We start from the raw sequence: 12,755 nt of genomic DNA on the forward strand, positions 1-12,755 counted from the left end.
TCGTTTCCGGGGGCCTTATGCTAAACATCGTCTTATTTGAACCTGAAATCCCGCCAAATACCGGCAACATCATCCGCCTGTGCGCCAATACCGGCTTTCAGCTGCACCTGATTGAGCCGTTAGGCTTCGCCTGGGATGATAAACGCCTGCGCCGCGCCGGACTGGATTACCATGAATATACCGCGCTGAAAAAGCACGCCAGCTATGCCGCTTTTCTGGCGGCAGAAGCGCCACAGCGCTTATTCGCGCTGACCACCAAAGGCACACCGGCGCACAGCGCCGTCAGCTATCAGCCGGGCGACTATCTGCTGTTTGGCCCGGAGAGCCGTGGCTTACCGCCAGAAATTCTTAATGCGTTACCGGCAGAACAGAAGATCCGCATTCCGATGCGCGCGGAGAGCCGCAGCATGAACCTGTCGAATGCGGTTTCAGTGGTGGTGTATGAGGCGTGGCGCCAGCTGGATTATGCGGGCGCGCTGATCAAAGGCTAGATGCCGTCGCCGTACTCAAACCCGGCGCCGGTGAAGTGCTGATCCATATCCATCGACGGTTTGTCGCTGGCTGGTTTGCCGACAATGCGCGCCGGCACGCCGGCCGCCGTGGTATGGGGCGGCACCGGCTGCAACACCACCGAACCGGCACCGATTTTGGCACCGCGCCCGACTTCAATATTGCCAAGGATTTTGGCCCCTGCGCCAATCATCACCCCTTCACGGATCTTCGGATGGCGATCGCCGCTGGTTTTACCCGTACCACCCAGCGTGACCGACTGCAGAATGGAGACGTCATTTTCCACCACAGCCGTTTCACCAATCACGATACCGGTGGCGTGATCCAGCATGATGCCACGCCCGATGCGCGCCGCCGGATGAATATCCACGGCGAATGAGATCGAGATTTCGTTTTGCAGATACACCGCCAGCGCGCGCCGTCCCTCTTTCCACAGCCAGTGACCAATACGGTACGCCTGCAGCGCGTGGAAGCCTTTCAGATAGAGTAACGGCGTGGAATATTTGTCGACCGCCGGATCGCGCTGACGCACCGCCTGAATATCGTACGCGGCCGAGACAATCATCTCAGGATCCTGACGATAGGCTTCTTCAACAATTTCGCGGATGGCAATAGCGGGCATGATCGGGTTAGCGAGCTTGTTAGCCAGCATGTAGCTGAGCGCGCTGCCGAGATTTTCGTGCTTGAGCAAGGTCGCATGGTAAAAACTGGCCAGCATCGGTTCACAATCGGCCAGCGCTCTGGCTTCGGCTTTGATATGGTTCCAGACCAGTTCTAACTCTTCAGACGACATTGCTGTTTGCTCCCGATAAAAAAGCGCCCGATGAGGCGCTACAGGTGATAATGCTTAAGCGTCCTGCTTTAGCTTTGGCTGTTCTCGTCCTTCCTTGTACGACCAAGCAGGCTCAATGCTGCCTCTCGCGCCGATTTTTCGCAATATAATACCTGATAAATTTGCTCGGTTATTGGCATTTCCACGCCCACACGCGCAGCTAACGCTTTGACTTCTTTGGTGTTTCTGTAGCCTTCTACAACTTGTCCGATAATGCGTTGCGCCTCATCCACGCTTTCGCCCTGCCCCAGCATCATGCCGAAACGGCGGTTGCGCGACTGATTATCGGTACAGGTCAGCACCAGATCGCCAAGACCCGCCATGCCCATAAAGGTCGTCGGATCGGCACCCAGCGCAGCACCGAGACGGCTCATCTCCGCCAGACCGCGGGTGATGAGTGCCGTACGCGCGTTGGCACCAAAGCCAATGCCGTCGGAGATCCCGGCACCAATCGCAATGACGTTTTTCACTGCGCCGCCCAGCTGCACGCCGATAAAGTCCGGATTGTTGTAAACGCGGAAGCTTTTGCCGCAGTGCAGCTTTTGCTGCAGATCGTCGGCAAACTGCGCGTCAGTGGCCGCCAGCGCAATCGCCGTCGGCAAACCGGCCGCCAGCTCTTTGGCAAAGGTCGGGCCGGAAATCACCGCCAGCGGAATACTGTCGCCGAGGATTTCGCGCGCCACATCCTGCAGCAACCGTCCGGTCTCTTTTTCCAGTCCTTTGGTCGCCCAGACAATGCGTGAGTCGGCACGCAGCAGCGGTTTGAGCTGCATCAGCACGTCGCCGAACACATGGCTTGGCACTACCACCAGCAGATCGCGGCTGGCGCTGACGACGCGGGCCAGATCGGCTTCAGGAACGAGATTATCGGGGAAAGGAACATCGGGCAGGAAAGCGCTATTGCATCGGTCAGCCTGCAGCTGCGCCACGTTTTGCGGATTATGACCCCACAGCAGCACCGGGTGGCCATTACGGGCCAGCGTAATGGCCAGTGCGGTGCCGTACGAGCCGGCACCGATGACGCTAATCGAAGCGTTGAGTGTAGTCATCAGGCATCCTGACGTGGCGCTTCGCCTTCACCCTGCTGCTGCAGATAATTCATGAACAGCGCATCAAAGTTGACCGGCGCCAGATTGAGCTGAGGGAAGGTACCGCGTGACACCAGGCTGGTGACACATTCACGCGCATACGGGAACAGAATGTTCGGGCAGTAAGCGCCGAGGCAATGTGCCATCTGCGTGCCTTCGATACCGCTGATGGTGAAGATACCGGCCTGCTGTACTTCGCACAGGAACGCGGTGTCTTCGCCCACGGTGGCGGTGACAGTAACGCGCAGCACGACTTCATACACTTCATCCGCCAGCTGAGAAGAGGCGGTGTCCAGATCCAGCTTCACTTCCGGTTCCCACTCTTTCTGGAAAACCTGAGGTGCGTTTGGCGCTTCATATGAGACGTCTTTGGTGTAAACGCGTTGAATCTGGAACTGCATTTCGTTGCTGCTATGCTCTGACATGTTACTGAATCCTTTAAATGAAAATTGTCGGTCGAAAATGTTATGCGCGGAGCAAGGGATCGAGTCCCTGACGCCCGTCCAGCGCGTAGAGATCGTCACAGCCGCCAATGTGCTGCGCGTCAATAAAGATCTGTGGCACCGTGGTGCGGCCGCTGCGTTTGATCATCTCTTCGCGCTTTACCGCGTCCCCATCAATGGGAATCTCCTGGTATGACACGCCTTTTTGATCCAGCAACGCCTTCGCCCGGTGGCAGTAAGGACAGGTCACTTTGGTGTAAATCTCAACATTAGCCATGCGGTGATACCTCAGGAAGTTATTTACCGCGAACCAGCGGCAGGTTTTCGCCACTCCAGCCGCTCACACCATCTTTCAGCACGGTCACTTTGTCAAAACCCGCTGCGCTAAGGGTGGCTGCCGGTTCTGCGGCGCTCTGGCCGGTGGCACATACCACAATTATGGGCTGCGACTTGTGCTTTTCCAGCTCGCCGAAGCTGCCTTTTTTGATATCGGCTGCGGCGATGTTAATAGCCCCTGAAATGTGTCCTTTGCGATAGTCGTCGCGTGAACGAACGTCTACCACCACCGCGTCCTCTTTGTTGATCAGGTGGGTTGCTTCGCCACGGCTGATGGTTTTTACCTTAGAGAACATACCTTTAACGGTGGTTACAATCACCAGAATAAGTAAAGCGACCCATGCCAGACTAAGGATGGGGTGATTGCTTGCAAACTGCATAATTTCTTGCATGAGGGGTAACGACTCCAGACCGGGGCTAATAAGCTAAAACAAGGGTTCTGAGTATACCTGCGCCACTTCGCATGTACAGTCGCGAAGCGGGCAGAGTTACGATTTGTGCGTCATTTTCCAAAAAAAGTGTTCTAATCGCAAAATTGAGACAATCTTTATCCCGGTAAGCTGTGGCCGACATCTTTCGTAAAGCAAAACCCGGCCGGGATAACTGGTAAGCGGCTGTTCATCGTGGAATAATTATCGACTATGAAGGGAAAAGCGACCGTTACACACACAAGGACCCGTTACAACGACCCGGCATCTCCGTTGTCATTTCGCTGGTCCGATATCTCCCTCAGCCTGCTTTGTGCGGGTGCGTTGCTGTTGCCCGTCGCCGCGCATAGCGCCGATGACAGCAAAACGCAGCTTAAGTCCATTCAGCAGGACATCGCCGAAAAAGAGAAAAGCGTTAAAGCGCAGAAGTTGCAGCGCAGTAAGCTGCTCGATCAGCTGCAGAGTCAGGAAAAGGTGATTGCCCAGGCCAGTCGCCAGCTGCGTGAAACCCGCAATAGCCTGAGCGCGCTGAACGGCGAAATCGCCCAAACCACCGCCGCCATTGCCCGGCTGGAAAAGCAGCAGGCGCAGCAGGAAAAACTGCTGGCGCAGCAGCTGGATGCCGCGTTTCGTCAGGGCCAGCACAACGGCGTACAGCTGCTGCTCGGCGGTGAAGAAGCACAGCGCAGCGAACGCATTCTGGCCTATTTTGGCTACCTCAATGCCGCCCGGCAGAAAAACATCGACGAGCTTAAGCAGACTCAGCAGGAGCTGGCGCAGCAGCGTCAGGCGCTGCAGGGCAAGCAGGAGCAGCAAAAGTCGCTGTTAGCGCAGCAGCAGACGCAACAGAACAAGCTGGAAACCGCCAGCGCCGCACGCAAGAAAACGCTGTCCGCACTGGAGAGCGCGCTGGAGAAGGATCAGGCCGATTTGGTCGAAATGCGCCAGAACGAAAGCCGCCTGCAGGACAAAATCGCTAAAGCCGAACGTGAGGCGCGCGAACGGGCGCAACGCGAAGCGCGCGAGGCGGAAAAAGTGCGCCAGCGTCAGGCCCAGGCAAAAGCCAAAGGCTCCAGCTATTCCCCTACGCAAAGCGAGCGCGAGCTGATGGCGCGCACCGGCGGCCTTGGCCGGCCGGGCGGACAGGCCATCTGGCCAGTGCGCGGTCGCATTGAACATCGCTTTGGTGAAGCAATGCAGGGCGAACTGCGCTGGAAAGGTCTGGTGATTGATGCGCCGGAAGGCACTGAAGTCAAAGCCATTGCTGATGGTCGCGTGCTGATGGCCGACTGGCTGCAAGGCTACGGCCTGGTTGTGGTCGTCGAACACGGTAAAGGCGATATGAGCCTTTATGGCTACAATCAGAGCGCGTTGGTGAGCGTCGGTGCGCAGGTGAAGGCAGGACAGCCTATCGCCCTCGTGGGCACCAGCGGCGGCCGCGGCACGCCCTCGCTCTACTTTGAAATTCGTCGTCAGGGACAGGCCGTCAACCCACTGCCGTGGTTAGGAAGATAAGTGTTGTTTCAGTCCCAAAAGCTTAGCGCCGCCCTGTGCGGGCTGTTTTTCACCTTTGCCGCCCATGCGGGAAAACTGGCTATCGTCATTGACGACTTCGGCTACCGCCCGGCTGAAGAGAATAAAGTGCTGCAGATGCCTGCCGCGATTTCTGTAGCGGTGCTACCCAACGCGCCTCATGCGCGTGATATGGCAACCAAAGCGCATCAGGGCGGTCATGAAGTGCTGATTCACCTGCCGATGGCGCCGCTGAGCAAACAGCCGCTGGAGAAGGACACGCTGACGCCGGAGATGAGCAGCGAAGAGATCGCGCGCATCGTGCGTGAAGCCAGCAACAAAGTGCCGTATGCGGTTGGCCTGAACAACCATATGGGCAGCAAAATGACCTCCAGCCTGCCCGGCATGCAGAAAGTGATGCAGGTGCTCAATCACTACAACTACTACTTCCTCGATAGCATGACCATTGGCAACAGCCAGTCGGTTCCGGCCGCGCAGGGCACGCAGGTTAAGGTGCTGAAGCGGCGCGTATTCCTCGACGACAGCCAGAATGAAGCGGCGATTCGCACCCAGTTCACCCGCGCAGTGAAGCTGGCACAGCGTGATGGCTACGCTATCGCCATTGGCCATCCGCATCCCACCACGGTACGGGTGTTGCAGCAGATGTTGCCGACGCTACCGGGCGATATCACCCTCGTCCGCCCCAGCCAGTTGCTCAACGAACCGCTGCGCCAGGGCGCTACGCCGCCGGCCAGCACGCCGGTGCAACCGCGTACCCCGGTATTCCGCGCGCCTGGCGTGTGTAAGCCGGGCCAGCCGCTGCCTGCCGTACCGCAGAGTCGTGCGGTGGAGGTGGTGACAGAGAGCATTACCGGCAGTTCACTCGTGCAGTCGCTTAAACAGCTATTCTGATTATCAGGCGCAGCGGGCTGCGCCTTATTTAACGCCACACCTTTTCCGCGCAAGGATATCGGAACAGATGACGTCAACCAGAAAGAAAATTCTGCTGCTGGATACCGGGCGCGAATGGGGCGGCGGCACCAACAGCATGCTGGAATTACTCAAGCGCATCGATCGCCAGCGTTTCGCTATCACCTGCTGTTTTTATCAGAATTATGCGCGTGGCAATCAGGAGACCATTGCCTCGGTATTAGACGCGATCGGCATTCCGGTGCTATTTATTGCGCAGCGCCGCCAGCCGCTCTGGGCAAAAATCACCAAAGAGTTGCTGCGCACCCTGCTGTTTTTTAACCGCGCGGTGAAAAAAAGCGCCATCGACCACATCGATCGCCAGTGGCGCATGCAGCCTAACGCCCGCCAAATCGCGACGATTTTACGCGACGGTGGCTATGATGCGCTGTACATGAATAATCAGCCCAGCACCAACGTTGAAGGCTATCTCGCCGCTGAACAGACTCACGTGGCGTTAATTCAGCACTGCCGCATTGACCCGTTACTCAATAATGCGCTGGTCAACATGATTAATCGGCATTGTGATGCGGTGATTGCCGTGTCACAGGGCGTACACCGCACCTTAAGCGAAAGCGGTGTTGATGCGCAGCGCTGCTTTACCGTATCCAACGCTATCGATATTCATCAGCCGCTGCCGGTGCGTGAGGCGGTGCGTCAGCGCTTTGATTATCCCGCGGATACCTTTATTTTCGGCTCCATCGGTTCCCTGATTGCGCGTAAATCCAACCATCATATTTTGCAGGCGCTAGGTGCATTCAGCCGCGCGCATCCTGCCGCTAAATGGAAAATGGTGATCGTCGGTGCCGGCCCGGAGCAGCAGCACTTACAGCAGCTGGCACAAAAAGAAGGGATTGCCGCGCAGGTTATTTTTACCGGCTTTCAAAATAACGCGCTGGATTATCTGGCGGCATTCGATACGTTTATTCTCGCCTCAGCCAGTGAAGGGCTGCCGCGCGTGGTGCTGGAAGCGATGCTGGTGAATACGGCGGTGATAGGTTCGAATGTCGTCGGTACGTCGGAATTAATTCAACACCGCGAGACCGGTTTACTGTTTGACTATGGCAATACGCAACAGCTTAGTCAGCATCTTAGCGCGCTGTGGCAGGATACTGTACTGCGTCAGCGTTTAATCGCCGCCGCCGCCGCCCGGGTGCGCGAGCGCTACAGCATTGAACATTACGTGTCGGGCGTGGAAAACATTCTGGAAAACGTCATGGAGAGAAAAAAGCATGTTTGATTTTTTAAATAAACACCGTCGCTATATTCTCTCGCGCCACAACATTCCCGCCACGCAGGCGGATGCGCAGGGCACAATTGCCGTCAGTTCTGTGGTCATTCCCTGTACCGGCGCTGATTACATTGAAGAAGCGGTGCTCAGCGCTTATTTTGCCAGCCGCTGCGCCGACACCATCAGCGAAATTGTCATCGTCAGCGATCAGCCTTCCAGCGCTTTTCCGCCGCTGCCGGCACGCGTGCGCGTGGTGACGCTGGAAGTGCCGTTTCGAGAAGAAAACTACCGTTATAAACAGATCTACCGCAGCCGCCTGATAAAACTTCAGGCCCCCTTGCAGGCGACCGGTGAAGGTATATTGATGATCGATTCCGATCTCAATTTATTGAAAACGCCGGATATTGCGATGCGTGAGCATCATCTGTATAGCAGCTTCCGTCAGGGCAAGATGATCGCCAAACTGGCCGGCGCACCAGAAGAACATATTCCGGCCTATTACCACCACACCGTTCGCCCTTATTTGCAGGATCACGTGAATGGCGCCTACCTGGCGGCCTCCCGTCGCACATGGCAGCGTATTTGTCCGCTGTGGCTGACGTTATTTAATGATACCTGGGAATTGATGAACGACGACCAGCCGCCAACCGATCAGCTACCGCTCGCTGCCCTGCTCGACCTGCTGGATGTCCGCACGGTCAATCTGGGCGAATGGGCTAACTGGCCGGTGTCGAAACGCATTGGTGGTCAGTCGGCCGTGATTCCACCGCAGGTGATTGGCGCGCATGGCGGCTTTCCCTTAAGTGAATGGCAAAAATATTTGCAGGATCCGCACCAGCCGCTGAGCTTCAAAGGCCAGGACTACACGCGAAAGGTGCGTTACCTGACCGATGCGGAAAAACAGCAATCCTGAGCGTCACCGGCCCGCAGGCCGGTGTGTCGTTTAATCCCAGCTCAGCACCACTTTGCCTGAACGCCCGGAACGCATCTCGTCGAAGCCCTGCTGGAAGTCGTCGATGTGATAGCGATGCGTGATGATTGGGGTCAGATCGAGGCCGGACTGAATCAGCGCGGCCATTTTGTACCAGGTTTCAAACATCTCACGGCCGTAAATCCCCTTGATAAACAGCCCCTTGAAGATAACCTGATTCCAGTCAATCGACATCTCACCCGGCGGAATGCCCAGCAGCGCAATGCGTCCGCCGTGATTCATGGTCTCCAGCAGGGTACGAAACGCCGGCGGCGCGCCGGACATCTCCAGTCCGACATCAAAGCCTTCGGTCATCCCCAGTTCCGTCATCACCTCGCGCAGATTCTGCTGCGCCACGTTGACCGCGCGCGTCACGCCCATTTCACGCGCCAGCCCGAGGCGATACTCATTGATGTCAGTGATCACCACGTTTCGCGCGCCGACGTGCTTACACACCGATGCCGCCATAATGCCAATCGGTCCGGCACCGGAGATCAGCACATCTTCTCCCACCAAATCAAACGAGAGCGCGGTATGCACCGCGTTACCGAATGGATCGAAAATCGCCGCCAGCTCGTCGGAAATATTGTCGGGAATTTTGAACGCGTTAAACGCCGGGATCACCAGATATTCAGCGAAGCAGCCCTGACGATTAACCCCGACACCCACGGTATTACGGCATAAATGGGTACGGCCGGCGCGACAGTTGCGGCAGTGGCCGCAGGTGATGTGACCTTCACCCGATACGCGATCGCCGATGGCGAACCCCTTCACTTCCTGACCGATACCGACCACTTCGCCCACGTATTCGTGGCCGGTGATCATCGGCACCGGAATGGTTTTGCGCGACCAGTCGTCCCAGTTATAGATGTGCACATCGGTGCCACAAATGGCGGTTTTGCGGATTTTAATCAGCAGATCGTTATGACCGGGCTCCGGCACCGGCGCGTCGTGCACCATCCAGATCCCCTCTTCCGCTTTCAGTTTAGCCAATGCTTTCATCCGTTGGCTCCTGCAGTGATAACCTCTAACTGTTGTCCGATGCGCGTGAAGGCCGCCACCGCGTGCTCCAGTTGCGCCTGAGTGTGGCCGGCAGAAATCTGCGTGCGAATGCGCGCCTGGCCCTGCGGCACCACCGGATAGAAGAAGCCGGTAACGTAGATGCCTTCCTGCTGGAGCAGGCTGGCAAACTGCTGCGCCACTTTGGCATCGCCCAGCATCACCGGAATGATGGCGTGATCGGCACCGGCCAGCGTAAAGCCCGCGGCGGTCATTTTTTCCCGGAAGAAGCGGGCGTTTTCCCACAGCCGCTGCCGCAGCCCATCGCCTTCGTTCAGCAGATCCAGCACGCGCAGCGATGCGGCCACAATCGCCGGTGCCAGCGAGTTAGAGAACAGATAAGGGCGCGAGCGCTGACGCAGCCATTCAACCACCTCGCGTTTTGCCGCCACGTAACCGCCGGACGCACCGCCCAGCGCTTTACCCAGCGTGCCGGTCAGAATATCCACGCGATCCATCACGCCGCAGTATTCATGCGTGCCGCGTCCGCTTGCGCCGACAAAGCCCACCGCGTGCGAGTCATCCACCATCACCAGCGCATTAAACTCATCGGCCAGGTCGCAAATGCCCTGCAGGTTAGCGATCACGCCATCCATGGAGAACACGCCGTCGGTGGCAATCAGCAGGTGGCGCGCCCCCTTGTCACGGGCCTCCTGCAGGCGCGCGCGCAGCTCAGCCATATCATTGTTGGCGTAACGATAGCGCTGGGCTTTGCACAGGCGGATGCCGTCGATGATTGACGCATGGTTGAGCGCATCCGAGATAATCGCGTCTTCCGCGCCCAGCAGGGTCTCAAACAGCCCGCCGTTGGCGTCGAAGCATGAGGAGAACAGGATGGCCTCTTCCATGCCGAGGAACTCCGCCAGCCGGCGTTCCAGCAGCTGATGGCTGTCCTGCGTGCCGCAGATAAAACGCACCGACGCCATGCCGAAACCATGCGTGTCCATGCCGTCTTTGGCGGCCTGAATCAGCGCCGGATGGTTCGCAAGGCCGAGATAATTATTGGCGCAGAAGTTGATCACCGGCGGGCTATTGGCGACGTTGATTTCCGCCTGCTGCGCCGAGGTCAGGGTGCGCTCCTGTTTGAACAATCCGTCCTGCCGCGTTGTCTCAAGCTGTTGCCGGATTTGTGAATAGAACTGATCGGACATGATTCTGCTCCTCAGATAGCAAAATTTTGGCACATATTACTGATCGAAAAGCGAATGGACGACAATTCAGCCAGGGAAATCTCCGTTTTGCAGCATAGTTCACGCGGCGCGCAGGATTTGTGCAGCGCGATCGGCGTCATCTGGCTGTCCGCATCGGGCTGAAATGTTATGATGTTAGGTATTCGTGCGTGAAACCTCCTGTTTCACCCCAACTGTTTAAAGGCAAAGCATATGATTATCGTAACCGGCGGCGCGGGCATGATTGGCAGCAACATTGTGAAAGCGCTCAACGATCGCGGTCATACCGATATCCTGGTGGTGGATAATCTGAAAGATGGCACCAAATTCGTGAACCTCGCGGATCTGGACATCGCGGATTACATGGATAAAGAGGAGTTCCTCACCTACATCATGTCGGGTGAAGATCTGGGTCCGATTGAAGCGGTGTTCCATGAAGGTGCCTGTTCAGCCACCACCGAGTGGGACGGTAAGTACATGATGGATAACAACTATCAGTACTCAAAAGATCTGCTGCACTTCTGCCTCGAACGTGAAATTCCGTTCCTGTATGCCTCATCGGCCGCCACCTACGGCGGGCGTAACGAGAACTTCATTGAAGAGCGCCAGTACGAGCAGCCGCTCAACGTGTACGGCTACTCAAAAATGCTGTTCGACCACTATGTCCGCCAGATTCTGCCGGAAGCAGATTCGCCAGTGTGCGGCTTCCGCTATTTCAACGTGTACGGGCCGCGTGAAGGCCATAAAGGCAGCATGGCGAGCGTCGCGTTCCACCTCAATACGCAAATCAGCAACGGTGAAAATCCTAAGCTGTTCGAGGGCAGCGACAGCTTCCGTCGTGACTTCATCCACGTTGATGATGTAGTGGCAGTCAATCTGTGGTGCTGGGAAAACGGCGTTTCCGGCATCTATAACTGTGGTACCGGCCGCGCCGAATCTTTTCAGGAAGTGGCGGATGCGGTGCTGAAGTTCCACCAGCAAGGCCAGATCGAATACATCCCGTTCCCGGACAAACTGAAAGGGCGCTACCAGGCCTTTACGCAGGCGGATCTCAGCAAACTGCGCGCCGCGGGCTATGACAAACCGTTTAAAACCGTTGCGCAGGGCGTGGGCGAATACATGGCCTGGCTGAACCGTCACGCATAAGGAAACCGGCACCGGCGATGAAAATTCTGGTTATTGGCCCCTCCTGGGTCGGCGATATGATGATGTCGCAAAGTCTCTATCGCACGCTGAAACAGGCGCACCCTGAGGCGGTAATTGATGTGATGGCGCCGGCCTGGTGCCGGCCGCTGCTGTCACGCATGCCGGAAGTGAATCAGGCGCTGGCGATGCCGCTTGGCCACGGTGCGCTGGCGCTGGGTGAGCGCCGTCGCCTGGGCAAAGCGCTGCGGGCCAGCGGTTACGATCGCGCCTATGTGCTGCCAAACTCGTTTAAATCGGCGCTGGTGCCGTTTTTTGCCGGCATCAAACGCCGCATCGGCTGGCGCGGTGAAATGCGCTATGGCGTGCTGAATGACGTGCGTGTGCTGGACAAAGCCGCGTTTCCCTTAATGGTGGAGCGCTATGTGGCGCTGGGCTATGACCAGCCGGTTGCGGCGGCAGCACAGTTGCCGCAGCCGCTGTTGTGGCCGCAGCTGCGCGTCGACGACGATGAAAAACGCATGACCGCAGCGCAGTTTGCGCTGTCGGCCGATCGCCCGGCCATCGGCTTCTGCCCCGGTGCCGAATTTGGTCCCGCGAAGCGCTGGCCACACTATCACTACGCCGCGCTGGCAGAACAGCTGATTGCTGAAGGCTATCAGGTGCTGCTGTTTGGCTCGGCTAAAGATCGGGAAACCGGCGAGGCGATCCTGCAGGCGCTGCCGGACACGGCACGCGCGCACTGCCGCAATCTGGCGGGCGAAACGCAGCTGGAGCAGGCGGTGATTCTGATCGCCCACTGTGCTGCGGTCGTCAGCAATGATTCCGGACTGATGCACATTGCCGCCGCGCTCAACCGGCCGCTGGTGGCGCTGTATGGCCCGAGCAGCCCGGATTTCACGCCGCCGCTGTCCCATCAGGCGCGCATCATTCGCCTGATTACCGGCTACCACAAAGTGCGCAAAGGCGATGCCGCAGAGGGCTATCATCAGAGCCTGATTGATATTCAACCGGCACGCGTGCATCAGGAACTCAACGAGTTGCTGCATCCGGTGCAGGAGTAAC

General features: G+C 57.5%; 14 protein-coding genes. 7 read left to right on the forward strand and 7 right to left on the reverse strand.

Features of this window, described 5'->3' with window-relative positions:
• The first annotated feature begins 17 nt into the window (after positions 1 to 17).
• Positions 18 to 491 carry a tRNA (uridine(34)/cytosine(34)/5-carboxymethylaminomethyluridine(34)-2'-O)-methyltransferase TrmL gene (gene trmL, locus AC6I8F_RS18920; protein ID WP_021507051.1) on the forward strand — a complete coding sequence of 158 codons (474 nt, stop codon included), beginning with the start codon at positions 18 to 20 and terminating at the stop codon, positions 489 to 491.
• Here trmL and cysE read toward each other — a convergent pair.
• The 5 genes from cysE to AC6I8F_RS18945 form a co-directional block, all read right to left on the reverse strand.
• A complete protein-coding gene (gene cysE, locus AC6I8F_RS18925; RefSeq protein WP_498028351.1) occupies positions 488 to 1,303 on the reverse strand; it encodes a serine O-acetyltransferase in 816 nt (271 codons plus the stop codon). The two genes, trmL and cysE, sit on opposite strands and share 4 nt — an antisense overlap.
• A 68-nt stretch (positions 1,304 to 1,371) precedes the next feature.
• The gene (gene gpsA, locus AC6I8F_RS18930) at positions 1,372 to 2,391 is read right to left on the reverse strand and encodes an NAD(P)H-dependent glycerol-3-phosphate dehydrogenase (protein ID WP_215800491.1); all 1,020 of its coding nucleotides are present in this window, start codon (positions 2,389 to 2,391) and stop codon (positions 1,372 to 1,374) included.
• Complete coding sequence (gene secB / locus AC6I8F_RS18935) at positions 2,391 to 2,855, reverse strand: protein-export chaperone SecB (RefSeq protein ID WP_498028352.1); 465 nt, start codon at positions 2,853 to 2,855, stop codon at positions 2,391 to 2,393. Before secB ends, gpsA begins: the two co-directional genes overlap by 1 nt.
• Before the next feature lie 40 nt (positions 2,856 to 2,895).
• The gene (gene grxC, locus AC6I8F_RS18940) at positions 2,896 to 3,150 is read right to left on the reverse strand and encodes a glutaredoxin 3 (RefSeq protein WP_010616518.1); all 255 of its coding nucleotides are present in this window, start codon (positions 3,148 to 3,150) and stop codon (positions 2,896 to 2,898) included.
• 19 nt (positions 3,151 to 3,169) lie between these two features.
• Entirely contained in the window at positions 3,170 to 3,601 is a 432-nt protein-coding gene (locus tag AC6I8F_RS18945; RefSeq protein WP_058759412.1) for a rhodanese-like domain-containing protein, read from the reverse strand.
• A gap of 249 nt (positions 3,602 to 3,850) precedes the next feature.
• Here AC6I8F_RS18945 and envC point away from each other — a divergent pair, with 249 nt between their 5' ends.
• The 4 genes from envC (at position 3,851) to AC6I8F_RS18965 (ending at position 8,262) form a co-directional block, all read left to right on the forward strand.
• A complete protein-coding gene (gene envC / locus AC6I8F_RS18950) occupies positions 3,851 to 5,152 on the forward strand; it encodes a murein hydrolase activator EnvC (protein ID WP_031279626.1) in 1,302 nt (433 codons plus the stop codon).
• A 3-nt stretch (positions 5,153 to 5,155) separates the two neighbouring features.
• Positions 5,156 to 6,061, forward strand: a complete 906-nt coding sequence (locus AC6I8F_RS18955; RefSeq protein ID WP_498028809.1) for a divergent polysaccharide deacetylase family protein — start codon at positions 5,156 to 5,158, stop codon at positions 6,059 to 6,061.
• 67 nt (positions 6,062 to 6,128) lie between these two features.
• Positions 6,129 to 7,358 (forward strand): glycosyltransferase, encoded by a 1,230-nt coding sequence (locus AC6I8F_RS18960; protein WP_136546190.1) that lies wholly within the window; start codon positions 6,129 to 6,131, stop codon positions 7,356 to 7,358.
• A complete protein-coding gene (locus AC6I8F_RS18965; protein WP_021507059.1) occupies positions 7,351 to 8,262 on the forward strand; it encodes a hypothetical protein in 912 nt (303 codons plus the stop codon). The genes AC6I8F_RS18960 and AC6I8F_RS18965 overlap by 8 nt, the downstream gene beginning before the upstream one ends.
• Before the next feature lie 30 nt (positions 8,263 to 8,292).
• On the opposite strand, the gene tdh is transcribed toward AC6I8F_RS18965, so the two are convergent.
• Together tdh and AC6I8F_RS18975 are read right to left on the reverse strand one after the other, a co-directional pair.
• On the reverse strand, positions 8,293 to 9,321 hold the full coding sequence (tdh, locus tag AC6I8F_RS18970; RefSeq protein WP_021507060.1) for an L-threonine 3-dehydrogenase: 1,029 nt from the start codon (positions 9,319 to 9,321) through the stop codon (positions 8,293 to 8,295).
• On the reverse strand, positions 9,318 to 10,529 hold the full coding sequence (locus AC6I8F_RS18975) for a glycine C-acetyltransferase (protein ID WP_021507061.1): 1,212 nt from the start codon (positions 10,527 to 10,529) through the stop codon (positions 9,318 to 9,320). Before AC6I8F_RS18975 ends, tdh begins: the two co-directional genes overlap by 4 nt.
• A gap of 231 nt (positions 10,530 to 10,760) precedes the next feature.
• Between AC6I8F_RS18975 and rfaD the strand changes: the two genes are divergently transcribed.
• Together rfaD and rfaF are read left to right on the forward strand one after the other, a co-directional pair.
• Entirely contained in the window at positions 10,761 to 11,693 is a 933-nt protein-coding gene (gene rfaD, locus AC6I8F_RS18980; RefSeq protein ID WP_021507062.1) for an ADP-glyceromanno-heptose 6-epimerase, read from the forward strand.
• 17 nt (positions 11,694 to 11,710) lie between these two features.
• Positions 11,711 to 12,754, forward strand: coding sequence for an ADP-heptose--LPS heptosyltransferase RfaF (gene rfaF, locus AC6I8F_RS18985; RefSeq protein WP_058781669.1), 1,044 nt, complete (start codon positions 11,711 to 11,713; stop codon positions 12,752 to 12,754).
• Position 12,755: the final 1 nt, after the last annotated feature.

It is taken from the genome of gamma proteobacterium symbiont of Axiagastus rosmarus, assembly GCF_059730925.1.